The following is a 25,857-nucleotide window of genomic DNA, read 5'->3' on the forward strand; positions in this document are numbered from 1 at the left end:
GTGTGCGGCCCGCCTCGCCGAGGCGGGCCGCACCGTCCGGTGCACCGCCGCCTGGAGCCGCCACTCGATCCGGCTCCGCAGACCGGAGACTCATGATGGACATATCGACACAGAGCACTGAAGCCCCTCCCCCCGCCCCACGATCTTCGGGTGCCTCGCAAAAGCGCGCCACCCGCGGCGCCACCCGCCCCGGCGACCGCGTGTTCCTCGCGCTGTCCCGCGGTTCCGGCATCCTCCTCCTGGTGATCATGGCCGCCATCGCGGTCTTCCTCACCTACCGCGCCTCCCTCGCGCTCAGCAAGAACGAGGGCAACTTCCTCACCACCTTCGAGTGGAACACCAACGTCCTGCCGCCGGTCTTCGGTATCGCGGTCCTGGCCTTCGGCACGGTGGTATCCGCGGTCATCGCCATGGCCCTCGCGGTCCCGGTCGCGGTCGGAATCGCACTGTTCATCACGCACTACGCGCCGCGCAGGCTCGGCGGACCCATCGCGTACGTGATCGACCTGCTCGCCGCCGTCCCGTCCATCGTGTACGGCCTCTGGGGCGCCATCGTCCTCGTACCGCACCTGAACGGCCTGTTCGGCTGGCTCGACCACTACTTCGGCTGGACCGGCATCTTCACGTGGCAGGGCGGAGCGCCCCGCTCGATGCTCACCGTCGGCATCCTGCTCGCGGTCATGATCCTTCCGATCATCACCAACGTGAGCCGTGAGGTCTTCCGCCAGGCGCCGCAGATGCACCAGGAAGCCGCACTGGCCCTCGGCGCCACGCGCTGGGAGGTCATCCGCATGTCGGTGCTGCCCTTCGGCCGCTCCGGCGTGATCTCCGCCTCGATGCTCGGTCTCGGCCGCGCGCTCGGCGAGACGATGGCCGTCGCCACCGTGCTCTCCCCGAGCTTCGACATCCAGGCCAGTCTGCTCGACCCGGGCGGCGGCACGTTCGCGCAGAACATCGCGAGCAAGTTCAACGAGGCCACCGTGTTCGGCCAGGACGCCCTGATCGCCTCGGGTCTCGTCCTGTTCATCATCACGCTGCTGGTCAACGGTGCGGCGCGCTACATCATCAACCGCCGCAAGGAGTACTCGGGGGCCAACGCATGAGCAACGCACCCGTCACCCGAAAGCACGCCAGCTCGCTGCGCGGCGGCAACCTCCCCAAGTGGGCCCCCTGGGCCATCGCCGCGGGAGCCGTGGCTGTGGCCGTGGGCATCGGCCTGGGCGCCGGCCTGGACAGCAAGGTCCAGTGGGGCCTGATCGCCGCGATCCTCTTCGTCCTCGGTACGTACGTCATCGCCGCGCGCGTCGAGGGCCGCCGCCAGGCCAAGGACCGCGTCGCCACCAACCTGGTGTGGGGCTGCTTCATCGTCGCCGTCATCCCGCTGGCCTCCCTGATCTGGGAGACCGTCAAGCGTGGCGCGAAGGCCTTCGACATGTACTTCCTGACCCACTCCATGGGTGTCGTCGCCGACAACGAGCCCGGTGGCGGTATCTACCACGCGCTCCTCGGCACCCTGGAGCAGGTGGGCATCGCGACCCTGATCGCCGTGCCGATCGGCGTGCTCACCGCGATCTACCTCGTCGAGTACGGACGCGGCAAGCTCGCCGGCGCGGTCACCTTCTTCGTCGACGTCATGACGGGCATCCCGTCGATCGTCGCCGGCCTGTTCGTTCTCAGCTTCTGGATCCTGATCCTGGGTATGGGCTACTCCGGCTTCGCCGGCGCGATGGCCCTGGCGATCCTGATGATGCCCGTGGTGGTCCGCTCCACCGAGGAGATGCTCAAGCTCGTCCCGAACGAGCTGCGCGAGGCCTCCCTCGCGCTCGGCATCCCGAAGTGGCGCACCATCATCAAGGTGGTCCTGCCGACGTCCATCGGCGGCATCACCACGGGTGTGATGCTCGCGGTCGCGCGCATCGCCGGCGAGACCGCTCCTGTGCTGCTGTTGGTGTGGGGTACGAACTTCATCAACAACAACCCGTTCGACGGCCCGCAGGCCTCGCTCCCGCTGTACATCTACCGGCAGTACTCCGCGGGAACCGACGTGGCCACCGACCGGGCCTGGGCAGCGGCACTGGTGCTCATCCTCTTCGTCATGATTCTCAACATGGGAGCCCGCGCCATCGCGCGCTGGAAGGCACCCAAGACGGGCCGCTGACGCGGCCGATCAGCGACCCGATCCTTTGCGAAAGAAGCAGTGACTGACATGGCCAAGCGAATCGACGTAAGCGGTCTCACCGCCTACTACAGCGCCCACAAGGCGATCGAAGACATCTCCATGACGGTCGAGCCCCGCTCCGTGACGGCCTTCATCGGCCCCTCCGGCTGCGGCAAGTCGACCTTCCTGCGCACCCTGAACCGCATGCACGAGGTCACCCCCGGTGGGCGTGTGGAGGGCAAGGTGCTCCTTGACGACGAGGACCTGTACGGGAACGGGATCGACCCCGTCGCCGTGCGCCGCACCATCGGCATGGTCTTCCAGCGCCCCAACCCGTTCCCCACGATGTCGATCTTCGACAACGTGGCGGCGGGCCTGAAGCTGAACGGCTCCTACAAGAAGTCCGAGCTCAGCGACGTCGTCGAGCGGTCCCTCAAGGGCGCGAACCTCTGGAACGAGGTCAAGGACCGGCTGAACAAGCCCGGGTCCGGCCTGTCCGGCGGTCAGCAGCAGCGTCTGTGCATCGCGCGGGCGATCGCGGTGGAGCCGCAGGTCCTCCTCATGGACGAGCCCTGCTCGGCCCTGGACCCGATCTCCACCCTCGCCATCGAGGACCTGATCGGTGAGCTGAAGGAGCGCTTCACGATCGTCATCGTGACGCACAACATGCAGCAGGCCGCCCGCGTCTCCGACCGCACCGCGTTCTTCAACCTCTCCGCGGTCGGCCAGCCCGGCCGCCTCATCGAGATAGACGACACGGAGCGCATCTTCTCCAACCCGTCCGTCCAGGCCACGGAGGACTACATCTCCGGCCGCTTCGGCTGACCGGACCGCCTCCCGAAACCCCTCGCGGTGCTGCATGGCGGTGCCACCGCGAGGACGAGAAGGGCCCGCCCCTGGCTCCCGGGGGCGGGCCCGTTCGTTTCCCCCACCCCTGACTTCCAGCACCAGGCCCGTTCGGTTTTCCCCGCCCCCGGAAGTCGGGGCAGCCCCCCGAAGCCATCCGCCCAGGGGCTGCCCCACTCGCTGCCCGTCCCACCCCCGTGATCTCACGCACCCGGCACCAGCCGGCCCGTCCGGCGCTTGAGGGCGAGGCCGTTCAGGCCGAAGGGGGGTCTGGGGGCGCAGCCCCGGGATCGGGGAGGGAAGGGGCGGAGGGGGCGAAAACCCTCGGGCCCCGAGCCGGCCCCGAGCTCCCCCAAGGGGTCTGCCCTGCCCACTGAAGGCCGGCGGCCCTGCCCGCGAAGGACGGATACAGCCGGCGCCCGCCGCCCCGCGGAGGGAAACGCCAAGGGCCGGCCCTCTCGGAGGACCGGCCCGACAAACCAGGTGCCGCGGAAGCGATCACGCTCCTACAGGAACGCCAGGTTCACGACCCAGAAGCTGCACGCCGCCACGATCGCCGCCGCCGGCATGGTGATGAACCAGCCCAGAACGATGTTCTTGGCCACGCCCCACCGCACCGCGTTCACCCGCTTCGTCGCGCCGACGCCCATGATCGCCGAGGTGATGACATGGGTCGTGGAGATCGGCGCCTTGAAGATGTAGGCCGTGGTGAACATGATCGACGCACCGGTCGTCTCCGCGGCGAAGCCCTGCGGCGGATCGAGCTCGATGATCTTCCGTCCGAGGGTCCGCATGATGCGCCAGCCGCCCGCGTACGTCCCCAGCGACAGCATCGCCGCACAGGTGATCTTCACCCAGACCGGGATCGCGTCGTTCGGACCCTGGACGCCTGCGATGACCAGCGCCATCACCACGACACCCATCGTCTTCTGGGCGTCCTGGAGACCGTGCCCGAGCGCCATGCCGGCCGCGGACACCGTCTGCGCGATACGGAATCCGCGCTTGGTCTTGTGCGGGTTGGACCGCCGGAACATCCACATGATCGCGGTCATCACGAGATAGCCGACGAGCAGGCCGACGATCGGCGAGAGGAACATCGGGATGATGACCTTGTCGAGCAGGCCGCTCCAGTAGACCGTCGTGCCGCCGGCCAGCGCCGCGCCGACCATGCCACCGAACAGGGCGTGCGAGGACGAGGACGGCAGACCGAAGTACCAGGTGATCAGGTTCCAGGTGATCGCGCCGACGAGCGCCGCGAAGAGGATGCCCATCCCCTTCGAGCCCTCGGGCGTCTGGATCAGCCCCTCACTGACGGTCTTGGCGACCCCGCTGCCGAGGAAGGCGCCGGCGAGGTTCATCACCGCGGCCATGGCGAGCGCGGCCCGCGGCGTCAGGGCCCGCGTGGACACGGAGGTGGCGATGGCGTTCGCCGAGTCGTGGAAACCGTTCGTGTACGTGAAACCGAGCGCGACCCCAATGGTCACGATCAAAGCAAAGGTGTCCATGAACGGGTCAGGACTCCTTGACGGCGATGGTCTCCACCGTGTTCGCCACGTGCTCGAACGCGTCGGCCGCTTCCTCCAGCACATCCACGATCTGCTTGAGCTTCAGCACCTCGATGGCGTCGTACTTGCCACTGAAGAGGTGGGCCAACAGCTTGCGGTGGATCTGGTCGGCCTGGTTCTCCAGACGGTTGACCTCGATCCAGTACTCCGTGAGGTTGTCCATGGTCCGCAGGTTGGGCATGGCCTCGGCGGTCAGCTCCGCGGCCCGCGACAGCACCTCGATCTGCTGCTCGACGCCCTTGGGCAGCTCCTCGACGTTGTAGAGGACGACCAGGTCGACGGCCTCCTCCATGAAGTCCATGATGTCGTCGAGGGAGGAGGCGAGGTTGTAGATGTCCTCGCGGTCGAAGGGCGTGATGAAGGAGGAATTCAGCTGGTGGAAGATCGCGTGTGTCGCATCGTCACCAGCGTGTTCCGCGGCCCTCATACGCTCTGCGATCTCGGCCCGAGCGGAAGCGTCCGCCCCGAGCAGTTCCATCAGGAGTTTCGAGCCCGTGACGATGTTGTCCGCGGATGCGGAGAACATGTCGTAGAAGCTCGTCTCCCTGGGGGTCAGACGAAAGCGCACGTTGGGGTCCTCGGGATGCTTCGGTTTCGGTTTCGCTGATGCTAGGCGCATCATCCGGCCACGGCTAATGGGCCGTCCCCCAGTGTCGCCCATCGGGCACAGTGATCAGCACGGGGTCCGGTACCGCCGCCGGGCAAGGGCCCTATACCCAGCAAAGTTCGATACCATATACCCACCAGGGGTATATGTAAGTGGCGTTTCAGACAGGATCGCCGATCGGATCCAGCAGGAGGACGCGATGACGACCACCGAGGCCGGCGCGACGGCGCCCTCCGGCGACGCGCAGGAGATCGTGACCGACCACGACCGCGGCATCCACGGCTACCACCAGCAGAAGGACGAGCACCTGAAGCGGCTGCGCCGCATCGAGGGGCAGATCCGCGGCCTCCAGCGGATGGTCGACGAGGACGTCTACTGCATCGACATACTCACCCAGGTGTCCGCCTCCACGAAGGCCCTCCAGTCCTTCGCCCTGCAGCTCCTGGAGGAGCACCTGCGCCACTGCGTCGCGGACGCGGCCCTCAAGGGCGGCGACGAGATCGACGCGAAGGTCGAGGAAGCGACGAAGGCGATCGGCCGCCTGCTCCGCACCTGAGAGGCGCAGGGCCGAGAGCGAGTCACGAGGACCGCGAGACAGGTCCTCCCGGAGGGACTGATCCTCCACGGCCTCCCGGAGGGGCTGGTCCTCCACGGCCTTCCCCAGGAACTAGTCCTCCGCACCCCGCTGGTCAGGGGCACGTTCTTCGGCCACTCTCAGCACCGCGTCGATGCTCTCCAGGCTGAGCCGGTCCTCGTGGGCCGCCGAGGCCGCGATGATCAGCTCGCCGCACAGCTCGATCTCGGCGAGGGCCACGTGGTCCTGAACTGCCGCACCGCCGACCGGAGCCACGCGCGTCACCTCTTCCTGCCGTCACCGACTTCCTAGAGTAGGGAGCGGCCTACGCACCGCGCATGGCACGGAAGGGCCATTTCCGGCCCTCCTGTGAAGCTACGGCTCCGGATGCTCTTGCCCATTTCCCCGTAACCCACTACTCCGCGATCTTCCCGGTGTAGATGTCCGAGGAATCCGGCAGCCGTACGGCGGCGGGACTGCCGAAGTCGTACAGCAGGATCGTCGAGGCGACGGCGACGGTGCCCTTCCGCTGACCGTTGACGAAGCTGAACCGGTGCCGGACCTTGCGCAGTCGCCCCTGGTCGTCGAGGTAGGCGTCGAAGGGCACCTCGGCGGTCGCGAACCCTTTCGCTGCCGCCCTCAGTGCCGGCCGCTGCCCCTCCGAGGCGTCCCGCGCGGCGATGTCGAGGTCGGCGGTCCCGCGATAGTGCCGTACCGGGATCCCGGCGAGTTCGGTCTTCCCCACGTAGGTCACCGCCCGCGCGCCGCGCAGCAGTTCGGCCGCGGCGTACGGGTCGGTGGCGCCGCCCGTGACCAGGTTCCCGTCCGTGAGACCGGCCGTCGCCACGCGAACCCATTTGTCGGCGGGCACTCCGGCGCCCCTGTTCTTCATGAACAGGGCGCCCGGGGCGAGGAGTTCGGTGATCGGCCGGTGCTCGGCAGCCCCCGCGGGGTCCTGCGGCAGCAGCACCTTCAGCCGCCCCGTCTGCTTGCTGAAGTCGTACACGCCCTGCCCGCGGATGGTGACCCGGGTCCCGCCGGTGGCCATCTCCATCGACGTACTGGCCTTCGAGCTGCCGGCGCGCTCCAGCACGGCCACGGCCCGACGCAGCGTCTCGACGGTGCCGGACCCGGCGCGGACGTCGTCCGCGGCCGCCCCGCCGCCCGAGCATCCGGTGCCACAGACCACGAGCCCCGCCGCGACGAACGCGGCCACGACCACCGCCCGTCCCTGCTGCTGCGCCACCATCGTCCACCGACCCCCAGCCGGTCCGTCCCGGGCCTTCCCGTCGATCCGGTTAACGACGGGTAGGGGCGCCCGTCACGCGACAGGCTTCCGTTCACTTGGCTTGGGTAACGTTGCGGGTGTGGAGCACCTGGACGAGACGGACCCTCTCCCCGGCCACCGGACGACCACGGTCGAGCAAGGCCCCTTCTGCCTGGCCCGCTGCACCTGCGGCTGGCGAGGCCCGGCCCGCCGCGCCAGAAGCCAGGCCCGCACGGACGCGACCACCCACACCCTGGCAGTGACCGTCTAGCCCCGCGGCGCGGCGCGCCCGCCTCCCGCGCCTTCACGCCGCCCAAGGGCTGTCCCACCCCGTCCGCACCGGAGCGGACGGCTGGGATGCGGAACGCTTTGACGCCCTCACCTACCCGAGGGCAGGTGATTCCGGTCCGTACTGCTCCGCAGTACCACCACGGGTTCCTGTTTCACGGGCCTCCGCCGACCAGTGAGAGTCGGTCTTGCACGGCCTCCGCAGGCCTGACTTCCCGCCCGCCCGGCGGTAGGCCGGACAACTCTGTTGCCCGGCAAGGCGATTTTGGCCAGGCCGCTGCGGCTCTCCGGGCCACCGCTGACAGAATGCCCTTCACTCCCCCCGAAGGGTGAGGCACTGGCCAAATGTTCAGTAGCGGTTCTGCAACATAGGTACGCGGAACCCCTGGGCCCGGGAGCTCGTCTCGTTCCACGGAACCCACGGGAGGCGCACATGCAACGGCGTTCGTTCATCGGCGGAGCCACCGCCGTCCTCGCGGCGGCGGCGACGTCCGCCTGCAACGGCAGTGACAGCGGCGACGGCAAGGCCGCCGGCACGGCCAGGAGCACGGGCGCCGCGAGCACCGCGACGGAGACCACCGGCATACGCACGGCGACCGCGAGCAGTCGTGCGGCCGCCAACTGGCTGGCGCTGTCCCACCAGCTGGACGGCGCCCTGATCCGCCCCGGCGACCACAGCTGGCCGGGCGCCCACCAGCTGTACAACACGCGCTTCGACAACCTGAAGCCCGCCGCCGTCGCCTATGTCGCGCACGCCGACGACATCCGCACGACCATGGACTACGCCCGCGCCCACGGCGTGAAGGTGTCGATCCGCAACGGCGGCCACTCCTACGCGGGTTGGTCCTCCGGTGACGGCCGCCTGGTCATCGACGTCTCCAAGCTGAACAAGATCCGCGCCTCGGCCAATGAAGCGGTCATCGGCGCCGGTTCCAAGCTGATCGACGTCTACCGCGCCTTGGCGGCGAAGGGCGTGACCATCCCCGCGGGTTCCTGCCCCACCGTGGGCGTCTCCGGCCTGACCCTGGGCGGCGGCCACGGCGTCGTGTCACGGGCGTACGGACTGACCTGCGACAGCCTCACCCAGGCGACGCTGATCACCGCCGACGGCAAGCAGCTCACCGCGAACGCGACCGAGAACAAGGACCTCTTCTGGGCCCTGCGCGGCGCCGGCAACGGCAACTTCGGCGTCGTCACCGAGCTCCGCTTCAAAACCCACCCGGCACCGCAGGGTGTCTCGGCGTACATGACCTGGCCGTGGACCAAGGCCGCCGCCGTGGTGAAGGCCTGGCAGGAGTGGGGCCCGAGCCAGCCGGACGAGATCTGGTCGTCCTGCCATCTGGCCGACGCGGCCGGCGGCACGCCCACCGTCTCCATAGCCGCCTTCTCCCTCGGCACCTACGGCGAGCTCCAGAACGCCGTGGACCGACTGGCGGAGCGGATCGGCTCCCCCGCGCGCAGCGTCTCCCTCAAGAGGCGCTCGTACGAGGAGTCGATGGAGGTGTACGCGGGCTGCTCGTCGTTCTCCGCCGACGCCCAGTGCCACCTGCCGGGTTCGACGCCGGGCCGCAGCCCGCAGGGCGCCCTCGGCCGCGAGACGTACGCGGCCCGCTCGGACTTCTTCGACCGCTCGATCTCGGCGGCCGGCGTCCAGACGCTCCTGAACCAGATCTCCGCGGTCCGCGGCGGCGCGGGCAGCATCGCGCTCACCGCGCTCGGCGGCGCCGTCAACCGTGTCGCGCCCACGTCCACGGCGTTCGTGCACCGCCGCTCGCGCATGCTCGCGCAGTACATCGTCTCCTGGCGGGCGGGCACCTCCGGCACCACCGCCCAGTCCTGGCTGACCGGCGCCCACAACGCGATGGCCCGGCACGCCTCGGGCGCGGCCTACCAGAACTACACGGACTCGACGCTGACCGACTGGCGCAAGGCCTACTACGGCGACGCGGCCACCCGCCTCACGGCCCTGAAGCACCAGTACGACCCGAACCGCTTCTTCTCGTTCCCGCAGGCGCTGTAGCCGCGGGCCCCGCGGCCCAAAAGGCGCCCTGACCGCACGCGGGCGGGGCGCCGGGGGTGCGGAGCTACGCGGCGAGGTCCCGTTCCTCCGTGTGCTCGGCGCGCGCCCCCGGGATCAGGTTCTCCTGCCCGGCGGGTGCGGCGGACCGCGCGCGGATCAGCCGGCCCGCGCGCGGAGCCGTCTCCACGGCCTTCATGACCGGGGTCAACAGGGCCATGGCGAGCGGCGACAGCAGCAGGACGACGGCCGTGCCGAGGGCGAACCCGCCGATGACGTCCGTCGGGTAGTGCACGCCCATGTAGACCCGGCAGAACCCTTCGAGCAGCGCGAGCCCTATCCCGGCGAGTCCGAACCTCCGGTTGGCGACGAAGAGTCCGACGCCCATCGCCATGGTGATCGTCGCGTGGTCGCTGACGAAGGAGAAGTCGGTCTTGCCGCCGACGAGGACGTCGATACCCGGGTGGTCGACGAAGGGGCGCGGCCGTTCCACGAAGCCCCTTATCGGAACGTTCACGAGGAGCGCGACACCGGCCGCGAGCGGCGCCCAGACGAGTCCGGCCACGGAAGACGCCGCGTCGGCTCCGCCCCGCCGCCGCACGGTCGACCAGCACCACAGGACCAGCAGGACCATCGCGAGCAGCAGACCCCACTCGCCGACGAACTCCATGATCCGGTCGAACCAGTGCGGCGCGTGCTTGGCCAGGCCATTGATGTCGTAGAGCAGGTCGACGTCGGGGTTCGAACCGGATTCGGCGAGTCCAGCCATGGCGCTGCGGCCCCTTCGTCGTCTTTCCCGCGGCCGCGCCCATTCGCGCGCCGCTCGATCCACCCCCGTGGTTGTAGATCAGTTCTCTACGTCAAAAGGAACGCACGGTCCCCTCCATTACGTTCCACCCTCCACGGAATGATCACGCATACGTTATCGAAGAGAGATGCATCGCCGCAGATCAGAGGGTGGTTTCATACCGAAGTGGGCAACGCTTTCGCGCCATCCGCGGTCACCCGGGTGGCCCCGAAGTAGTCGGGCGTGTCGACGGGGTCGAAGCGGATGACGGCACCCGGCCGGGGGGCGTCGATCATGTATCCGCCGCCCACATAGATGCCCACGTGCCGGATGGCCCGGGAGTTGGTGAGGTCGTCCGAGAAGAAGACCAGGTCTCCGGGCAGGAGTTCCTCCCGCCCGGGGTGCGGCCCCGCGTTGTACTGGTCGTTGGCGACCCGTGGCAGGGTCACCCCGACACTGTCGTACGAGGCTTTGGTCAGGCCCGAGCAGTCGAATCGTCCGCCCTGGTCAGCGGTGCCGTTGCCGCCCCACAGATAGGGCGTGCCGAGCTTCTTCTGTGCGTACGTGATGGCCGCCGCGGCCTGCTTCGAGGGGTCCATGCGGGTCACCGGCGCGGCGAAGCTCTTCGCCAGGGTGGTGATCGTCTTCACGTAGTTCCGGGTCTCCGCGTACGGCGGCACGCCCCCGTACTTGATGACCGCGTACGCGCCCGCGTTGTAGGCGGCGAGCATGTTGTCGGTGACGTTTCCCGGAGCGTTCTTCACATAGGAGGCCAGCTCGCAGTCGTACGAGGCGGCCGACGGAATCGCGTCATTCGGGTTCCACACGTCACGGACGCCGTCCCCGTCGCCGTCGACTCCGTGCGTGGCCCACGTCCCCGGAATGAATTGCGCTATCCCTTCCGCTGCCGCCGGACTCTTCGCGTTCGGATTGAATCCGCTCTCCTGATACAACTGGGCGGCGAGCAGCGCGGGATTGATCGCGCCGCAGAGATTGCCCCACTTCTGTACGAGGGGCTGGTACGCGGCGGGTACGGCACCCTTGGCGAGTCCGACCGAACCGCCGCCGATCCCGTTGGCGAGGTTCCCGGCGACCACGTAGACGCCGACGACGAGCAGCATCACGAAGCCGGTCCCCGCGCCGGCGACAGCGGTCACCGCGATCCACGTCTTACGCACCGTCAACCGCCCCTCACCGCACAGGAGTCCGCCGACGTCAGTGTAGAGGCGGGCTTCGCGCGAGAGGGCTGTCGCGCACAACGGCGGAGAACATGTTCGGCCGGACAGGCACTAACCGGCTCGGCCGGCCTCCTGGTAGAGCTCGTCGGCCTCGGTCCCGAACACGGCGCTGTACGAGACGTCGTCGGTGTCCCCGCCCTGCTCGTGGCCACCGATGACGCCGACGACCGCTCCGTCCCCGTTCACCCAGGGACTGCCGCTGGTTCCGCCGGCGAAGGCGGGGCACTCGACGCGCTGCTGCGTACGGCTCAGCGAGGTGGGCTTGTCGGTGCAGGTGATGGGGGTGTCGACGGTGCCGGGGTATCCGGTGACGGTGACGGCGGTGGCCCCGGTGGCGCGGTGCGCGGCGAAGGCGTTCCCGCCTCCGACGGCGTCCTCGACCTCCTTGCCGTCGCGGGTGCCGAGGACGGCGAAGGCGACGTCGCTGTCCTCGTCCTGGTCGTTCGTCCATCCCTCCGGGAGGAAGACGCCCTGGACGTCCCAGAACCCGTACGGCGCTCTGCCGTCCCGGTAGCCGGGTGCGAAGGAGAGTTCCGTTTCGCCGTCGAGGCAGTGGGCGGCGGTGAGGACGAGGTCCCGCCCCGCGCTGTGCACGACAGAAGCGGTGCAGAAGTGCCCGCCTCTGCCGCCGCTCGCGGCGCTCCCGTGGAACAGGGCGCCCACGCGGGCGTTCCGGCCGTTCTCGGCAGCCCGCACCGTGACACCGAACGGCCCGGGACCGTCGTCGGCCGCCGCGACGGACGAGGACGTCACCGCCAGCAGCACGAGGGCCGCACCGAGCAGTGCGGGCCGCCGGGTGTCTGGGAGACGGGTGATGCGGATGCTCTTCATCGCCCCTCACCTTGCCGCAAGCGGGTGAGAAAAACCTCGGACCAGTCCGAGTATCACCTGTGCAGGCCAACCCCGCCCGGCCACTCCCGCCCCGCGGGTCACCACGCTCCGGGTCGGCCCCGCGCCCGCCCGGCAGCACGGCACTCCGCCCGGAGCAGCTTCCCGCCCCGCGACGCCCCCGGCTCGCGCAGAACGGACACCCCCCACGCGTCGGCGCAGGCCCGTACGAGGTGCAGCCCCCGTCCGCGCTCGGCTTCCTGCGGGGGCAGACCCGCGGGGGCGTCCTCCCGGAATCCGGGCGGGACGGTCGGATCCGAGTCCCGCCCGGCGACCCGCAGCCGTCCGGGTTCCGCCGACAGGACACGGAGGGCGCAGGGACCGGGTGCGTGCAGATGGGCGTCGGTGAGGAGTTCGGACGCCAACAGCTCCGCCGTGGGCGTGAGTTCGGAGAGCTGGTGCGCGGCGAGAACGGCCCGGACGCTGACGCGGGCGATGCCCGGGGCACGTGGATCGTGCGGGAGTTGGAGGGTGTACGACCAGGGCGGGGATACGGTGGCCGTGGAAGTCTCCGGTCACGAGGCCCGGCTGGACAAGTACCGCGTGCTGCTCGACCGCATGGAGGCGGCCGCCCTCACCCCCGAGCGGTCGCAGACCTTCGTCCACAACATCCTCAAGGACCTGTGAAGGAGTCCGTGATGCCCACGCTCACGTGGCAGAAGTCGTCGTACTGCCCCGAAGACAACTCCTGCGTCCACATGGCCGGAGAGCCCGGTGCGGTCCGCCTGACAGAATCCGGTGCCCCCCGCGGAGCGATACTCACCGCCGCCCCCGCGGCCTTCCGCTCGCTCCTCCGCACCCTCGAGAAGGAACAGGACCGTGACTGACATCCCCTCGGATCTCGACTGGGTGCGGGCCGCGCCGGACGACGCGACGGGGCCGGGCCCCTGGATCGAACTCGCCTTCGGTGAAGACGACTTGGTCTACATCCGGGAGACCGGCGACCCGGAGAACGTCGTCACCACCACCCGCAGGAAGTGGGACGCGTTCGTCCTCGGCGTCCAGGCGGGCGAGTTCGACCACTTCGTCGAGGGTCTTGAGGACGAGCAGCCCCCCGCTCCCGCCGAGGGCCGCTCATGACGTGAGCGCGGGCGGCCTCACTCGGGCGGTTCCGCGCCCGTGTACGCCGCCGTGGTCCGGTCCGCCGCGCCCCGGGCGCCGTCCTCCGGCTCACCGGCGGCGACATTCGCCTCGTACCAGCTCTCACTGCTCAGCGTGATGAAGCTGCGGCCCTCGTCGGAGGCCAGCCAGGCCATGCTCTCCTTCGGGTCCAGGGTGCCGCCCGGGGACCCGAGGTGGCCGGCCAGGCCCATCAGGCCGAGGTCCCAGCCGACGCCGACCGCGCCGGGCCCGAACTGCGCCCAGCGTTCGTCGTCGACGTGGGCGATGTGTTCGAGCTCGAACCGGGTGCGGTCCCCCTCCGGGGTCACGCGCACCTCGATCCAGCTGACCTCGCCGCCGTACTCCCAGGTCGCGGCGAAGCTCTCCGGCGGCTCGCACCGCTCGACCGTGCCGCCCGCGTTGCCTTCCAGCTGATAGGTCCCGCCGAGGCGGAGGTCACCGGAGACGGGCAGGAACCAGCGGGGGATGCGCTCGGCGCTGGTGCAGGCGTCCCAGACGTCCTCGACCGTCGCGTCGTAGGTCTGGCTCAGGGTCACCACGCGGGCTTCGCCCGCCTTGAACTCGCGCGTGCCGACGGTGCGGCGCACGGCGTTGATCTGATAGGTCACGTCGATCACGGTTGCTCCTCCGGAGGTCTTCCCTCGGCGTCGCCGGACTCCCTCAGGCGACGCTCCCGCTTTCCCCGCGCCAGCTCGGTCCCCAGGGCGTCCAGATGCGGCGTCCAGAAACGACGGAACCGGTCCAGCCACACGTCGATGTCCCGCAGCGGTTCCGAGTTCACCGCGTACAGCCGCCGGGCCCCCTCCGGCCGTACGGTCGCGAAACCGTTCTCCCGCAGCACCTTCAGATGCTGGGAGACAGCGGGCTGCGATATCCCGAACTCTTCCCTGATGACCTCGCAGACCGCGCCGGAGCTCAGCTCACCGTCGGCGAGCAGCTCCAGAATCCTGCGGCGCACGGGGTCACCGAGTACGTCGAATACGTGCACGCGCCGAGCGTATCAATAACCGCTTATATAAGCGACCGCTGATATCGTAGCCATCGCCGCCATCACCGCCATCACGGCCACCGCCGACACGGATGACCGGCTGATGACCACGGCACCACCACCAGTGCAATTCCCCTGAATCGGCTGTGAGTTGGGTCAAGCGCCCGCCAGCCTCCCGCCATCCGGGAGCCATGGGGAGGTCACGCGCCTGCCGCGTTCAGTAAGGCGGAAGTAAGGCTTCCATAAGTCTCTTGTTGTCGCGTACTCAACAAGAGATGGTCGTCTGCGGGCCCCTCGGCCCACCGCCGGGGACACACCGGCGGCGCACCCGCACTGCCCCTGTCAATCACTTCCAGGAGGCTGTACGTTGCGCACCACACTCCCCCAGAGACCTTCCGCCGGCCCCGCGCGCAGCCGTTGGCGCCGAACCGGCGCGGCCGTCCTCGGCGTCGCCGCCCTCGTCCTCGCGGGCCTCGGCGCCGCCGGGACCGCGGACGCCCGCGACGGCACCCCCAAGGTCACCCCCCACGTCAGCTGGACCAGGGCGTGCGCGACGCCCACCAAGGCCGACGTCGCCGCCTGCAACGCCGTGCGGGTCACCGGCGGCGTCACCGAGTACATGGCGGAGAACGGCTACGCCGAGGGCGTCACCCCCGAGGCCGCCGACGCCTCCACGCCGTCCGGCTTCGGGCCGACGGACCTCCAGGCCGCGTACGGTCTGACCTCCGCGGCCGCCGCCAACGGCACCGGTGAGACCATCGCCATCGTCGACGCCTACAACGACCCCAACGCCGAGGCCGACCTCGCGACCTACCGCTCGTACTACGGCCTTCCGGCGTGCACCACCGCCAACGGCTGCTTCAAGAAGGTCAGCCAGACCGGCTCGACCACTTCGCTGCCGTCGAACGACACCGGCTGGGCCGAGGAGATCTCCCTCGACCTCGACATGGCGAGCGCCATCTGCCCGAAGTGCAACATCCTCCTCGTCGAGGCCAAGTCCGCCACCATGGCCAACCTCGGCACCGCGGTGAACGAGGCGGTCGCCCTGGGAGCGAAGTACGTCTCGAACAGCTACGGCGGTTCCGAGTCGTCCTCCGACACCTCGTACGACACCGCGTACTTCAACCACCCCGGCGTCGCCATCACCGTCAGCGCGGGCGACTCGGGCTACGGCGCCGAGTACCCGGCCGCCTCGCAGTACGTCACCTCCGTCGGCGGCACCGCGCTGACCAAGGCGGCCTCCACCACACGCGGCTGGACCGAGTCGGTCTGGAAGACCAGCAGCACCGAGGCCACCGGCTCCGGCTGCTCCGCGTACGACCCCAAGCCGGCCTGGCAGACCGACACGGGCTGCTCCAAGCGCACCATCTCCGACGTCTCGGCGGTCGCCGACCCGGCCACCGGCGTCGCGGTGTACGACTCGTACGGCATCACGGCGGGCTGGTACACGTTCGGCGGCACCAGCGTCTCGTCGCCCATCATCGCGGGCGTCTACGCCCTCGCCGGCACCCCCTCCACCGGCTCCTACCCGGCGAAGTTCCCGTACACGGCGGCCGGCACCTCGGCGCTCAACGACGTGACCTCGGGCAACAACGGCACCTGCACCACCAGCTACCTCTGCACCGCGGCCACGGGCTACGACGGCCCGACCGGCTGGGGCACCCCGGAGGGTGTCACCGCCTTCACCGGCTGACCTCCGGAGTGCGGGCGGCCGCCGCGGGAGACGTGGGGTTCCCCGGCGGCACCCGGCGAACGGGCCGCGGCAACCAGCCGCGGCCCGTTCCTCGTGCCGGATACCCTTTGGACCGTCGGCTCGGCGCACGGCGTCCACCCCGCACAGACGCGGCGACCCGGGGAACACCGGCTCGACGGACCGTCAGAAGCGGTCCGGCGGGGCCGCGTCCGTTCGAATTCACCCTCGCTCGAACCGCGGAGCGAGCCGTAAAAGGGCACAACGACGGAACCACACGCCAGGTTCCGCTTCCGCTTCATTGCCCGGCGTTACCGGCCGTGATACACAGAGTGACGATACGACTCTTCGTATACCGCCGCACGCCTCCCGAGAGGGTCCCGCGTACGCCGGTGACAAGGAATTCGTACGAATCCCGCCAACCAATGACGTCAAGTCGACATACGACGGCGTCATTGTCGGCGAGAATGGGCCCGACCTCTGCGCGCAGTGGCAGGGGGTGCAGAACTACCCACTAGGGGCGGTGACTTACATGCTTTTCGCAGCCGACAAGGGCGACATCAACACAATCATCGGTGGAATCGCCCCGGACTGGGGTCCCTTCGGCAGCCTGGGCAACGAAGCGAAGGTGATGGTCGAGGTGGTGATGGCGGTCGCCATCCTGCTCTGCCTCGGCATCGCGATCTGGGGCGCGGCCAAACAGCGCATCGGCGCGACCGCCCTCCGCGACACCTTCAGCGCCGAACAGGGCAAGGGCCTCATCATCGCCGGGCTCACGGGAGTGTTCATCATCGGTTCCCTCGGCACGCTCTTCACCATCGTGTACGGCATGGCCGTGTAGCCCGGCCGGGCCGCGCCGCACGCGGCGCACCATCAGGCCCCGGCCGGGCGCTCCCGGAATCCCTCTCCATCGATCCACCCGTCCGTCGTGCCCACCGGCTGAGGTTGCGTTTCCCTGATGTCGAGTCACCACACCGCGCCCGCGCGGGAACCAGCACGGCTACCGTCGTACTACTTGGTTCAGCGAGAGGTTGAGGGGGCGTACGCGGCATGAGTCTCGGTGACGAACCCGGGTACGGCGACGGCCCGCGCGGCGAGGACGGGGGGTACGGCGGCTCCGGCCAGACCCGCACCCGCCTGCCCGACCGCCCGGGCGACGTCTACGGCGGCGCGCGGCGCGGACGCGGATCCTCCTCACGGAGCCTGATCACGGTCGTCGGCGTGGTCGTCCTCCTCATCGCCGCGATCGCCTTCGCGAACCGCGGCGACAACTCGGCCTCCCCGGACGCCGGCAGCGGCGACAAGGCGAAGACGTCCCCCACGGCGGCCTCCGGAGCGAACCCGGTGGCCTCGAAGGCCGCAGGCATCCCAACCGGCTTCGCCCACAACCCCCAGGGCGCGCAGAGCGCGGCGGCGAACTACGCGGTGGCTTTGGGTTCGGCCGACATGTTCGACAAGGCCAGGCGGGACCAGATCCTCGCGACCGTGATCACCCCTTCCAAGGTGACCGACTTCGAGGCGACGCTGGACGAGGCGTACACGCCGCAGTTCAACAAGAACGTGGGTCTGAACGAGGACGGCTCAGCTCCTCAGGGCTACACGTTCGTCTCGCGCACGAGTCCCATCGGGACCAAGGCGACCGAGTCCTCGAACAACACGGCGACCGTGGAGGTCTGGTGCGGCGGTCTGCTCGGCCTCGCCGGCGAGAACTCCACCAACCCGGTCACCAGCAGCTGGTTCACCATCACCATGAAGTTGGAGTGGACCGGTGGGGACTGGAAGATCGTCTCGCACTCCCAGAAGGACGGCCCCGCGCCCGTTCCGGGCGATGACCGGGCCTCCAGCGCCGACGACATCGCGAAGGCTGTCGAGGAGTACGGAGGGTTCACGTATGCCCGCTAACCGCCGCGTACTCAAACTGACCGCAGCAGTCGGGGCCGTACAGGCCGCGGCGGTGCTGCTGGCCACGAGAGCGGTCGCCGCGCCCACGCCGTCGCCCTCTCCCTCGTCGGGCAGCAACCGCTGCAGTCTTATCCACGGGCCCGCCAGAAACTACTGCGAGAGCGGCACCAAGGGATCCGGCAAGTCCGGACTCGGTGGGGACTCCGGGGTCGACTCGACCCTGGACCCCCTCTCCTCCCTGGCGAAGGGCTGTGCCGACGCCGCCTCCTGGACCGTCGACAAACTCTCCGCCGCCGTGAACGAGACCGCCAACGTCGACTTCACGAACGCCAAATTCCTCCAGCAGTACGCCGTCGTCTTCGCGGCGTCCTCCATCCTGACGCTGCTGCTGTGGCTGCTGGCCGTGACGAAGCGGGCGGTGCGGGGTGTCCCCCTCAGCACGGCCATCTCCGAGGCGATCGGGTTCCTCTGGCTGACCGTGCTGGCCTCGGCCTTCACCCCGCTGATCCTCTACACGGTCGTGTCGGCGACGGACGGCGTGACGGAGGTGCTCGCCAAGACGACCGGCAACCAGACGGACGCGTTCTTCGGCACCTTCTCCGGCGCGCTGAACAAGGGCGACAACATCGGCGGCGGCCCCATCATGCTGATCGTCGTCTCGATGGTCTCGATCCTCGCCGCCGGAATCCTCTGGCTGGAGCTGGTCATCCGGGCCGCCCTGCTCTACGTCGGCGCCCTCCTCGGCACCGTCGTCTACGCGGGCCTCGTCGACAAGAACCTGTGGGGCCATGTCCGCCGCTGGGCGGGCATCATGATCGCGGTCATCCTGGTGAAACCGGTCATTGTGATCGTGCTCGGCCTCGCCGGTGCGCTCAGCTCCGACAACGGACCCGACGCGTTCTCCGCCGTCGTCTCCGGGCTCGCCATCATCCTGCTCGCCATCTTCGCCAGCGCGATGATCTACCGCTTCGTGCCGGGCTTCGGCGACGAGATCGCCGGCTCCCGCAACAACCGCATCATGCAGGGCGCCGAAGGCAAGGCCGCCGCCGTCATCAGCTCGCCGGCCACCCTGGTCGCCCAGGGCATCAAGACGCACAGCACGCGCGCCGACAACAACGGTGGCGGAGGGGGAGGCGGCAACAGCCAGCCCCGCCCCGCCAACCCCGCGTCCGGCGGTGTGGCCGCGCACAGCACGCGTACGCCGAACGGAGGCGGCGGATCTGTCCCCTCCGCCGCACCGCCGCCGCGTACCAGCCCGGTCAACACCCCGCACGCGAGCAACACCCGCAACAGCAGTACCAACCGCACGGGAGGTGAAGGGCGTTGACGACCGAGGCCCACCTGTCCCATCCGGTCACGCCCCGCCGTACATATCTGATCGGCCGCGCCCGGCCGAACGCGATCGTCGGCCGGAACCGTGAGTCCGGCGAGATCGCGCTCATCATCGGGGGCGCGTTCCTGGGCATGATGTGCGGTCTGCTCGTCCCGGTCCTGTCCCTGCGGATCGTGCTGCTGATGGGCTTCCCGCTGCTCGCGCTCGCCGCGGTCTACATCCCGTACAAGCGCCGCACGTTCTACAAGTGGTTCGAGATCAACCGCAGCTACAAGCGGAACCTGCGCCAGGGAACGGCGTACCGCAGTCAGGTGATGGAGGCCGGCACCCGGCTCGAGGGCAAGGAGGTCGAGATCGGACCGCCGCCCGGCATCGGGCGGATCTCCTGGCTCGCCGCCCCGTTCGGGCCCGACGAGATCGCCGTGCTGCTGCACGCCGACCGGCGGACGGTGACGGCCGCGATCGAGATCGAGGGGCCGGGCGTCGGTCTGCGCGACAGCGAGGACCAGGAGGCCCTCGTCGACCGTTTCGGCACACTGCTCAAGCACGTGGCGAACGGCGACGGCTTCGTCACCCGCCTCCAGATGCTCGCCCGTACCCTCCCCGCCGACCCGGACGCCCACGCCAAGGACGTCTCCGTACGCGGGGACGAGCGGGCTCCCGGCTGGCTCCAGCAGTCGTACGACCAGCTCCAGTCGATGGTGTCCACGAGCAGTGAGCAGCACCGGGCCTATCTCGTCGCCTGCATGCACTACTCGCGCGAGCTGGCCGCCGAGGCGCAGGCCATGGCGCGGGCGGCGCGACCGCAGGGCGGGCGCAAGGTCGACCGGGACGCCGGGCTCGCCGTCGTCATGGCACGCGAGCTGACCGACATCTGCTCCCGGCTCCAGGAAGCCGACATCCGCGTACGGCAGCCTCTCGGCCAGGGGCGCCTCGCCTCCCTCGTGCACTCGATGTACGACCCCGACCACCCGATCGACCACATCCAGGCAATGACCAAGCGCAACGCCTGGCCGGCCGAGCTGGACGCCATGGAGCCCACGTACCTCCAGGCGAAGACCCGCGAGTCCTCCACCCGCGCGCCCTGGTGCCATGCCACGGCCTGGGTGAAGGAGTGGCCGATGACCCCGGTGGGCGTCAACTTCCTCGCCCCCCTCCTCGTCCACACCCCCGACGTCATCCGCACGGTCGCCGTGACCATGGACCTCGAACCCACCGAGGTCGCCATCGAACGCATGCTGACCGAGAAGACGAACGACGAGGCCGAGGCCAGCCGCGCCGCCAAGATGAACCGGACCGTCGACCCCCGCGACATCGCCTCGCACAACCGCCTCGACCAGCGCGGCGAGGACCTCGCGAGCGGCGCCGCCGGCGTCAACCTCGTCGGCTACATCACCGTGTCCTCCCGCAACCCCGAGGCCCTCGCGCGCGACAAGCGCACCATCCGCGCCTCGGCCGGAAAGTCGTACCTGAAGCTGGAGTGGTGCGATCGCGAGCACCACCGGGCCTTCGTCAACACACTGCCGTTCGCCACCGGAATCCGCAGGTAGGGGCTGATGCACTGATGCGGGATCCGCTGTCCGCCGCGACGGACGCCTTCACGTCCTTCCTCTTCGGCAAGGTCGAGACGACCCGCCTGCCCGTGCGCACGTCCACGGGCCAGGCGCAGGCGGTCTACCTGCCCACCGCCGCACCGGGCCTCGGCGACTCGGGCGTCATCATCGGCCGCGAGGTGTACTCCGGCAAGGGGTACATCTACGACCCCTTCCAGCTCTACGGGCAGCAGCTCCCGGCCCCGCACTGGCTGGTCCTCGGAGAGTCCGGCAACGGCAAGTCGGCCCTGGAGAAGACGTACGTCCTACGGCAGTTGCGTTTCCGCGACCGCCAGGTCGTCGTCCTCGACGCCCAAGGCGAGGACGGTGCCGGTGAATGGAACCTCATCGCGCAGGAGCTGGGAATCACTCCCATCCGGCTCGACCCGACGGCCGCCCTGGACATGGGAATCCGGCTCAACCCGCTCGACCCCGCGATCACGACGACGGGCCAGCTGGCACTGCTGCGCACCATCATCGAGGTCGCGATGGGACACGGCCTCGACGAGCGGTCCGGCTTCGCGCTGAAGGTCGCGCACGCCTACGTCAACGAGACGATCGTGGAGCGCCAGCCCGTGCTCACCGACATCGTGGAGCAACTGCGCCACCCCGAACCGGAGTCGGCCGAGGCGATGAACGTCGCCATAGACGACGTACGGGCCTGGGGCCTGGACGTGGCACTGGTCCTGGACCGGCTGGTCGACGGTGACCTGCGGGGCATGTTCGACGGCCCGACGACGGTCGGCATCGACCTGGACGCCCCCCTCACCGTCTTCGACCTGTCGCACATCGACCGGAACTCCATCGCCATGCCGATCCTCATGGCGATCGTGGGTGTGTGGCTGGAGCACACCTGGATCCGGCCCGACCGCAAGAAGCGCATCTTCCTGGTGGAGGAGGCGTGGCACATCATCAACAGCCCCTTCGTGGCCCAGCTGTTCCAACGGCTGCTGAAGTTCGGGCGGCGCCTCGGGCTGTCCTTCGTGGCGGTGGTCCACCATCTGTCGGACGTGGTCGACGGAGCGGCGGCCAAGGAGGCCGCCGCGATCCTGAAGATGGCGTCGACGAGGACCATCTACGCGCAGAAGGCGGACGAGGCACGGTCGACCGGCCGGGTACTCGGCCTGCCCCGCTGGGCGGTCGAGATCATCCCGACGCTGACCCCGGGCATCGCGGTCTGGGACGTCAACGGCAACGTCCAGGTGGTCAAGCACCTCATCACCGAAACGGAACGCCCGCTGGTCTTCACCGACCGGGCGATGACGGAGTCGTCCGCCGACCTCCTCCTCTCCGACGACGCGATGCGCGCCGCCGAGCTGGAGGCCGAGGAACGGGCAGCGGCCTTCATGGAACAACATCTCAGCGATCTCGACGACTCCACCGAGTCCACGGTCGCGTGAGATGAGCCAGTACCCCGACCGGCACGACGACCGCCACGCCCCCCGGCCCGAGGGGGCGGGCGGCATCCCGGACGGCCTGCTGATCGGGGTGCTGGGCTTCCTCCTCGGCATGACCCTGATGGTGTGGTCGGCGACAGGCCTCGCGGGATGGTTCTCCCGCGGCGCCTGGCCTGACGCGATCACCTTCACCCGTACACCGCTGGCCATGCGGCACCTGATCGGCGCGCCGCACGACATCCCCGGCGCCTGGCCCGACACCCCCGCCGCCCAACTGTCCGGCTACGGCCTCTTCTGGGGCCTGTTCATCGGCCAGTTGATGGTGCTGCTGGTACTCGCGGTGTTCGTGATGGGGGCGGTGGCACGGTGGCGGGCGGGACGGGCGCGAAGACGCTCGAAGACCGCGGCGAGCGCCGCTTCAACGGACGTCCCCGATCCGGTGGTGCCGACGGCCAGGACGGAACAGCAGCCGCTGCCGGCGCAACCGCTGCCCGCGCAGCCCCTGGAGACGGCCCGCAGAGCGGCCGAGGACGAGCGAGCGGGCGCCCGGACCCGCGAACGTACGGGCGAACAGGCGCACGAACCGGTACGCGGGCATGCGGGCTCACAGGCCCGCGACCACGCGGGCGCCCGGGACACCGTCTCCTTCGAAGCCACGCCCTCCCGGGCCGCCACGGCGCCCCTGCCGAAACCCACATGGACATCCACCCGCGCGGTCGTCCTCGCCCCCATGGAAACCCGCCACCCCACCGCGGCCCAGGCGGTACGCGACGCGGAGGGTCCGGCCCTCGTCATCACCTCCGACCCCCGCACCTGGTCGGAGACGAAGGACGCCCGCGCCAAGCTGGGTCCCGTCCTCCTCTACGACCCGGCCCACCTCTGCGACACCCCGGCCCGGCTCCACTGGTCCCCCGTAGGGGGCTGCGAGGACAAGGAGACGGCGGCGGCCAGGGCGACCGCTCTCCTCGCCCCGATACGCCCCAGCGCCAAGGCGGACCAGGCGATGGCCGATGTCGCGGAAACGCTCATGCGCAGCTATCTGCACGCCGCCGCGGTGGAGGGCAAGACCTTCCGCCATGTCCACCGCTGGGCCCAGGGCTCACAGGTGCAGGACGCCGTACGGGCCCTGCGGACGAACCCCAAGGCCGCGTCCGGCGCCGCAGGCGAGCTGGAGGCCGCGCTCATCTCTCACCCCGAACGCCGGGACATCGCACAGGAACTGACAGCACGTGCTCTTTCGTCGTTCGGCACGGTCAACATCCGCGAATCCTGCGCTCCGAACCGAAATGACAGCCTCTCCTTGGATTCCTTCGTCAATGAAGGGGGCACGCTTTATCTGGTCGGTGAACCCATCGAGGACCCCAGGGCGAACCCCGGCGCCATGCCGCTCCTGACGGCCCTCGCCTCAAGCGTGGTCGAGCGTGGCCGGCGCATGGCCGAACGGTCATCCTCCGGTCGGCTCGACCCACCACTCACGCTCGTCCTCGACGACATCGCGGCCGTGGCCCCGCTCCCCCAGCTCCCGGATCTCCTGACCACGGGCCCGGCCCGCGGCCTGCCGACCCTGGCCCTCCTCCGCTCCCGCGAACAACTCCGGTCGCGCTGGCCGCAGTACGAGCTTCCGGTCTGACGCGGCGACCGGCCGCCCGACGCGGCATTCGGTCCGCCGCCGCAGATGGTCCGCTGCAGATGGTCCGCTGCCGCTGATGAACTGACGCGGCCTACCGTCTGCTGCCGCTGTGGGTCTGACGCGGAGGCCGGTCTGACGCAACATTCGGTCTGCTGCAGATGTGGGTCCGGCACCTATGCCGATGTCGACCTGGCGCCTGCCGACCGCCCTACCCCCGAGTGATCACGAACTCCAGCTCCAACTCCCCGGTGTCCCCCGGCATCGGCACCGTCTCTCCGGTGGGCAGGAAACCCGCCTTCCGGTAGAACGCCTCGGCGCGGCCGTTCCTCTCGTGGACGAAGAGCCGCACACGCTCGAGCCCGATCTCCCAGGACCACGCGAGAGCGGCGTCGAAGAGCGCCCGGGTCACCCCGGCCTCGCTCCCTCGGTACTCGGGCCGCACGAAGACCCCGACCAGATGCCCTTGGGTCCGCTCGACCATGTTCCCGAGCCAATCCCGCACCCCGGCCTCCTCGACCAGCACGGTCACGGACCCGGCCCACACCCCGTCCTCGCCCACGGCCACGAGCTGCTGCCGCTCGACGACGCCGGCGGCGGCCCCGGCCGTCCGGTCCTGCCAGAAGGCATCCGGCTCGGCGGCCGCGTCCTCGTAGGTCTCCAGGAACGCGAGGTGCGCGACGGGGTCCCTCAGGGCGTCGAGTCTGAGCTCCTTCACCTGCCGCCACTCGTCGGGACGTATGGAACGGAACACGTGGGTCGTGGGGGTCATGGCGGTCACCGTAGTACGCGCGTACGACAACGATCACCTGAATTCCACCCTGCCGATCGCCTCCGCCCGAACCCCCGTCATGCTCTTCCCTGTACGACATTTCCAGCCGACCGATCCAGTGCCAGCTCGCCAGGGAGAACGCCGCATGCCCAAAGTCCAACTAGAGGAACTCCGCAACGTCATTCACCCTGCGGGCAAGCTGGACAGCAGGGCGGAGCACTGGGCCGGCCGCCTCTACATGAGGTCTCTCTCCCTGCGCGTGACCCGCCACCTCGTCGACGCCCGTATCTCCCCGAACCAGATCACCGTGATCATGGTCTTCGCGGGGATGCTCTCCGGAGTCGCCCTGATCCTGCCGGGTCTCGGCGGCGCCGTGCTCTCCGTCCTCTTCATGCAGCTGTATCTGCTGCTCGACTGTGTCGACGGCGAAGTGGCCCGCTGGCGACGCCAGTTCAGCCCGCTCGGCGTCTATCTGGACCGGCTCGGCGCCTACCTCGCCGACGCCGCCGTGATGGTCGGTATGGGCATCCGCGCCTCCCAACTCGGCCTCGACCCCTATCTGGTGGCCGGTCTGGCCGCGGCCATCGGCGTCCTGCTCCTGAAGTCGTCCTCCGACCTCGTCCACGTGGCCCGCTCCGACAGTGGCATGGAGAAGGCGACCGACCAGTCCGTCGTCCCGCGTTCCAGTGGTCTCGCCCAGATCCGCCGGCTGGCCTCGGCCGTGGGTCTCCACCGCCTGGTCAACGGCATCGAGTGCACCATCCTGTTGCTCGTCGCCGCGGTCGTCGACCTGGCGCTCGGCGACCTGACGGCCACGCGGATCGTGACAGTCGCAGTGACGGCGATCGTGTGGCTGCTCGTGCCCGCGCACATCGTCTCGATCGTCGCCTCGTCCCGCCTGAAGTAACCGCACCACGAGAACCTTAAGTAAGCGCACCACGAGAAAGGGGGCGGTCTCCACGAGGAGACCGCCCCCTTTCTCGTCCCCCGCCCGCCATCCACAACAACGCCCAGCCACACCACCACACGCCGGCCTCGGCCCTATGGCATACGGGCATACGGGCATACGGGCATACGGGATATGGGGTCCGGGGCATACCGGCTACGTGGCACGGAATGGGGGGCCGGGGCATACAGGGTCTGGAACAGGGGGTCCGGGAAAGGCCTCTGGACATACCCTGAACGCAGAAAATCCCCGT

General features: G+C 69.6%; 28 protein-coding genes. 17 read left to right on the forward strand and 11 right to left on the reverse strand.

The window, feature by feature from the left end:
* Positions 1 to 95: 95 nt before the first annotated feature.
* The 3 genes from pstC to pstB are packed head-to-tail and all read left to right on the forward strand — an operon-like array spanning position 96 to position 2,983.
* The gene (pstC, locus tag N4G66_RS01890; RefSeq protein WP_261702106.1) at positions 96 to 1,103 is read left to right on the forward strand and encodes a phosphate ABC transporter permease subunit PstC; all 1,008 of its coding nucleotides are present in this window, start codon (positions 96 to 98) and stop codon (positions 1,101 to 1,103) included.
* Positions 1,100 to 2,158 (forward strand): phosphate ABC transporter permease PstA, encoded by a 1,059-nt coding sequence (gene pstA, locus N4G66_RS01895; RefSeq protein ID WP_261702107.1) that lies wholly within the window; start codon positions 1,100 to 1,102, stop codon positions 2,156 to 2,158. Before pstC ends, pstA begins: the two co-directional genes overlap by 4 nt.
* Positions 2,159 to 2,206: 48 nt before the next feature.
* The gene (gene pstB, locus N4G66_RS01900) at positions 2,207 to 2,983 is read left to right on the forward strand and encodes a phosphate ABC transporter ATP-binding protein PstB (protein ID WP_261702108.1); all 777 of its coding nucleotides are present in this window, start codon (positions 2,207 to 2,209) and stop codon (positions 2,981 to 2,983) included.
* A 527-nt stretch (positions 2,984 to 3,510) separates the two neighbouring features.
* On the opposite strand, the gene N4G66_RS01905 is transcribed toward pstB, so the two are convergent.
* The gene (locus N4G66_RS01905; RefSeq protein WP_261702109.1) at positions 3,511 to 4,509 is read right to left on the reverse strand and encodes an inorganic phosphate transporter; all 999 of its coding nucleotides are present in this window, start codon (positions 4,507 to 4,509) and stop codon (positions 3,511 to 3,513) included.
* A gap of 7 nt (positions 4,510 to 4,516) precedes the next feature.
* The gene (locus tag N4G66_RS01910; RefSeq protein ID WP_261702110.1) at positions 4,517 to 5,137 is read right to left on the reverse strand and encodes a DUF47 domain-containing protein; all 621 of its coding nucleotides are present in this window, start codon (positions 5,135 to 5,137) and stop codon (positions 4,517 to 4,519) included.
* Between the two features lie 238 nt (positions 5,138 to 5,375).
* Between N4G66_RS01910 and N4G66_RS01915 the strand changes: the two genes are divergently transcribed.
* Positions 5,376 to 5,732, forward strand: coding sequence for a metal-sensitive transcriptional regulator (locus N4G66_RS01915; RefSeq protein WP_261702111.1), 357 nt, complete (start codon positions 5,376 to 5,378; stop codon positions 5,730 to 5,732).
* A gap of 111 nt (positions 5,733 to 5,843) precedes the next feature.
* Here N4G66_RS01915 and N4G66_RS01920 read toward each other — a convergent pair whose 3' ends face one another.
* Both N4G66_RS01920 and N4G66_RS01925 read right to left on the reverse strand, forming a co-directional pair.
* Positions 5,844 to 6,035, reverse strand: coding sequence for a hypothetical protein (locus N4G66_RS01920; RefSeq protein ID WP_261702112.1), 192 nt, complete (start codon positions 6,033 to 6,035; stop codon positions 5,844 to 5,846).
* A 130-nt stretch (positions 6,036 to 6,165) separates the two neighbouring features.
* The gene (locus N4G66_RS01925) at positions 6,166 to 6,999 is read right to left on the reverse strand and encodes a hypothetical protein (RefSeq protein WP_261702113.1); all 834 of its coding nucleotides are present in this window, start codon (positions 6,997 to 6,999) and stop codon (positions 6,166 to 6,168) included.
* Positions 7,000 to 7,117: 118 nt separating this feature from the next.
* Between N4G66_RS01925 and N4G66_RS01930 the strand changes: the two genes are divergently transcribed.
* Together N4G66_RS01930 and N4G66_RS01935 are read left to right on the forward strand one after the other, a co-directional pair.
* Positions 7,118 to 7,288, forward strand: a complete 171-nt coding sequence (locus N4G66_RS01930) for a hypothetical protein (RefSeq protein ID WP_261702114.1) — start codon at positions 7,118 to 7,120, stop codon at positions 7,286 to 7,288.
* A 450-nt stretch (positions 7,289 to 7,738) separates the two neighbouring features.
* The gene (locus tag N4G66_RS01935) at positions 7,739 to 9,325 is read left to right on the forward strand and encodes an FAD-binding oxidoreductase (RefSeq protein ID WP_261702115.1); all 1,587 of its coding nucleotides are present in this window, start codon (positions 7,739 to 7,741) and stop codon (positions 9,323 to 9,325) included.
* 64 nt (positions 9,326 to 9,389) lie between these two features.
* Here N4G66_RS01935 and N4G66_RS01940 read toward each other — a convergent pair whose 3' ends face one another.
* The 4 genes from N4G66_RS01940 to N4G66_RS01955 form a co-directional block, all read right to left on the reverse strand.
* On the reverse strand, positions 9,390 to 10,091 hold the full coding sequence (locus tag N4G66_RS01940; RefSeq protein ID WP_261702116.1) for a phosphatase PAP2 family protein: 702 nt from the start codon (positions 10,089 to 10,091) through the stop codon (positions 9,390 to 9,392).
* Between the two features lie 194 nt (positions 10,092 to 10,285).
* The gene (locus N4G66_RS01945; protein WP_315903597.1) at positions 10,286 to 11,293 is read right to left on the reverse strand and encodes a C40 family peptidase; all 1,008 of its coding nucleotides are present in this window, start codon (positions 11,291 to 11,293) and stop codon (positions 10,286 to 10,288) included.
* Positions 11,294 to 11,398: 105 nt separating this feature from the next.
* Positions 11,399 to 12,178: a trypsin-like serine peptidase gene (locus N4G66_RS01950; protein ID WP_261702117.1), complete on the reverse strand. Its 780-nt coding sequence runs from the start codon at positions 12,176 to 12,178 to the stop codon at positions 11,399 to 11,401.
* Between the two features lie 98 nt (positions 12,179 to 12,276).
* Positions 12,277 to 12,600 carry an ATP-binding protein gene (locus tag N4G66_RS01955; RefSeq protein WP_261702118.1) on the reverse strand — a complete coding sequence of 108 codons (324 nt, stop codon included), beginning with the start codon at positions 12,598 to 12,600 and terminating at the stop codon, positions 12,277 to 12,279.
* A 106-nt stretch (positions 12,601 to 12,706) separates the two neighbouring features.
* On the opposite strand from N4G66_RS01955, the gene N4G66_RS01960 reads away from it, so the two are divergent.
* Genes N4G66_RS01960 through N4G66_RS01970 form a run of 3 tightly spaced genes read left to right on the forward strand, consistent with a single transcriptional unit; the run spans position 12,707 to position 13,315 of the window.
* Positions 12,707 to 12,862 (forward strand): hypothetical protein, encoded by a 156-nt coding sequence (locus N4G66_RS01960; RefSeq protein ID WP_261702119.1) that lies wholly within the window; start codon positions 12,707 to 12,709, stop codon positions 12,860 to 12,862.
* Between the two features lie 11 nt (positions 12,863 to 12,873).
* Positions 12,874 to 13,062 (forward strand): DUF397 domain-containing protein, encoded by a 189-nt coding sequence (locus N4G66_RS01965; RefSeq protein WP_261702120.1) that lies wholly within the window; start codon positions 12,874 to 12,876, stop codon positions 13,060 to 13,062.
* Entirely contained in the window at positions 13,055 to 13,315 is a 261-nt protein-coding gene (locus N4G66_RS01970; protein ID WP_261702121.1) for a DUF397 domain-containing protein, read from the forward strand. Before N4G66_RS01965 ends, N4G66_RS01970 begins: the two co-directional genes overlap by 8 nt.
* A 17-nt stretch (positions 13,316 to 13,332) precedes the next feature.
* Here N4G66_RS01970 and N4G66_RS01975 read toward each other — a convergent pair whose 3' ends face one another.
* Together N4G66_RS01975 and N4G66_RS01980 are read right to left on the reverse strand one after the other, a co-directional pair.
* Positions 13,333 to 13,974 carry an SRPBCC family protein gene (locus N4G66_RS01975; RefSeq protein WP_261702122.1) on the reverse strand — a complete coding sequence of 214 codons (642 nt, stop codon included), beginning with the start codon at positions 13,972 to 13,974 and terminating at the stop codon, positions 13,333 to 13,335.
* Positions 13,971 to 14,345: an ArsR/SmtB family transcription factor gene (locus tag N4G66_RS01980; protein ID WP_261702123.1), complete on the reverse strand. Its 375-nt coding sequence runs from the start codon at positions 14,343 to 14,345 to the stop codon at positions 13,971 to 13,973. The genes N4G66_RS01975 and N4G66_RS01980 overlap by 4 nt, the downstream gene beginning before the upstream one ends.
* A gap of 367 nt (positions 14,346 to 14,712) precedes the next feature.
* Between N4G66_RS01980 and N4G66_RS01985 the strand changes: the two genes are divergently transcribed.
* From N4G66_RS01985 to N4G66_RS02015, 7 genes are all read left to right on the forward strand, one after another.
* A complete protein-coding gene (locus tag N4G66_RS01985) occupies positions 14,713 to 16,038 on the forward strand; it encodes a S53 family peptidase (RefSeq protein ID WP_261702124.1) in 1,326 nt (441 codons plus the stop codon).
* A gap of 529 nt (positions 16,039 to 16,567) precedes the next feature.
* The gene (locus N4G66_RS01990; RefSeq protein WP_037622434.1) at positions 16,568 to 16,876 is read left to right on the forward strand and encodes a hypothetical protein; all 309 of its coding nucleotides are present in this window, start codon (positions 16,568 to 16,570) and stop codon (positions 16,874 to 16,876) included.
* 209 nt (positions 16,877 to 17,085) lie between these two features.
* Entirely contained in the window at positions 17,086 to 17,937 is an 852-nt protein-coding gene (locus N4G66_RS01995) for a hypothetical protein (protein WP_261702125.1), read from the forward strand.
* Entirely contained in the window at positions 17,927 to 19,264 is a 1,338-nt protein-coding gene (locus N4G66_RS02000; protein ID WP_261702126.1) for a hypothetical protein, read from the forward strand. The genes N4G66_RS01995 and N4G66_RS02000 overlap by 11 nt, the downstream gene beginning before the upstream one ends.
* Positions 19,261 to 20,820 (forward strand): SCO6880 family protein, encoded by a 1,560-nt coding sequence (locus tag N4G66_RS02005; protein ID WP_261702127.1) that lies wholly within the window; start codon positions 19,261 to 19,263, stop codon positions 20,818 to 20,820. The genes N4G66_RS02000 and N4G66_RS02005 overlap by 4 nt, the downstream gene beginning before the upstream one ends.
* Before the next feature lie 14 nt (positions 20,821 to 20,834).
* Positions 20,835 to 22,262 carry an ATP-binding protein gene (locus tag N4G66_RS02010; protein ID WP_261702128.1) on the forward strand — a complete coding sequence of 476 codons (1,428 nt, stop codon included), beginning with the start codon at positions 20,835 to 20,837 and terminating at the stop codon, positions 22,260 to 22,262.
* Between the two features lies 1 nt (position 22,263).
* The gene (locus N4G66_RS02015; protein WP_261702129.1) at positions 22,264 to 23,889 is read left to right on the forward strand and encodes a type VI secretion protein; all 1,626 of its coding nucleotides are present in this window, start codon (positions 22,264 to 22,266) and stop codon (positions 23,887 to 23,889) included.
* 208 nt (positions 23,890 to 24,097) lie between these two features.
* Here the strand turns inward: N4G66_RS02015 and N4G66_RS02020 are convergent, their stop codons facing one another.
* Positions 24,098 to 24,658 (reverse strand): GNAT family N-acetyltransferase, encoded by a 561-nt coding sequence (locus tag N4G66_RS02020; protein WP_261702130.1) that lies wholly within the window; start codon positions 24,656 to 24,658, stop codon positions 24,098 to 24,100.
* A 145-nt stretch (positions 24,659 to 24,803) separates the two neighbouring features.
* Here N4G66_RS02020 and N4G66_RS02025 point away from each other — a divergent pair, with 145 nt between their 5' ends.
* On the forward strand, positions 24,804 to 25,565 hold the full coding sequence (locus tag N4G66_RS02025; RefSeq protein WP_261702131.1) for a CDP-alcohol phosphatidyltransferase family protein: 762 nt from the start codon (positions 24,804 to 24,806) through the stop codon (positions 25,563 to 25,565).
* Positions 25,566 to 25,857 lie beyond the last annotated feature (292 nt).

The organism is Streptomyces rhizosphaerihabitans, assembly GCF_025399795.1.
GTDB lineage: Bacteria > Actinomycetota > Actinomycetes > Streptomycetales > Streptomycetaceae > Streptomyces > Streptomyces rhizosphaerihabitans.

Bases quoted from the DNA above. Each gene is read 5' to 3' on its own strand.
- pstC (WP_261702106.1), top strand. From the start codon at position 96: ATGGACATATCGACACAGAGCACTGAAGCCCCTCCCCCCGCCCCACGA.
- pstA (WP_261702107.1), top strand. From the start codon at position 1,100: ATGAGCAACGCACCCGTCACCCGAAAGCACGCCAGCTCGCTGCGCGGC.
- pstB (WP_261702108.1), top strand. From the start codon at position 2,207: ATGGCCAAGCGAATCGACGTAAGCGGTCTCACCGCCTACTACAGCGCC.
- N4G66_RS01905 (WP_261702109.1), bottom strand. From the start codon at position 4,509: ATGGACACCTTTGCTTTGATCGTGACCATTGGGGTCGCGCTCGGTTTC.
- N4G66_RS01915 (WP_261702111.1), top strand. From the start codon at position 5,376: ATGACGACCACCGAGGCCGGCGCGACGGCGCCCTCCGGCGACGCGCAG.
- N4G66_RS01925 (WP_261702113.1), bottom strand. From the start codon at position 6,999: ATGGTGGCGCAGCAGCAGGGACGGGCGGTGGTCGTGGCCGCGTTCGTC.
- N4G66_RS01935 (WP_261702115.1), top strand. From the start codon at position 7,739: ATGCAACGGCGTTCGTTCATCGGCGGAGCCACCGCCGTCCTCGCGGCG.
- N4G66_RS01940 (WP_261702116.1), bottom strand. From the start codon at position 10,091: ATGGCTGGACTCGCCGAATCCGGTTCGAACCCCGACGTCGACCTGCTC.
- N4G66_RS01950 (WP_261702117.1), bottom strand. From the start codon at position 12,178: ATGAAGAGCATCCGCATCACCCGTCTCCCAGACACCCGGCGGCCCGCA.
- N4G66_RS01965 (WP_261702120.1), top strand. From the start codon at position 12,874: ATGCCCACGCTCACGTGGCAGAAGTCGTCGTACTGCCCCGAAGACAAC.
- N4G66_RS01990 (WP_037622434.1), top strand. From the start codon at position 16,568: ATGCTTTTCGCAGCCGACAAGGGCGACATCAACACAATCATCGGTGGA.
- N4G66_RS01995 (WP_261702125.1), top strand. From the start codon at position 17,086: ATGAGTCTCGGTGACGAACCCGGGTACGGCGACGGCCCGCGCGGCGAG.
- N4G66_RS02000 (WP_261702126.1), top strand. From the start codon at position 17,927: ATGCCCGCTAACCGCCGCGTACTCAAACTGACCGCAGCAGTCGGGGCC.
- N4G66_RS02010 (WP_261702128.1), top strand. From the start codon at position 20,835: ATGCGGGATCCGCTGTCCGCCGCGACGGACGCCTTCACGTCCTTCCTC.
- N4G66_RS02015 (WP_261702129.1), top strand. From the start codon at position 22,264: ATGAGCCAGTACCCCGACCGGCACGACGACCGCCACGCCCCCCGGCCC.
- N4G66_RS02020 (WP_261702130.1), bottom strand. From the start codon at position 24,658: ATGACCCCCACGACCCACGTGTTCCGTTCCATACGTCCCGACGAGTGG.
- N4G66_RS02025 (WP_261702131.1), top strand. From the start codon at position 24,804: ATGCCCAAAGTCCAACTAGAGGAACTCCGCAACGTCATTCACCCTGCG.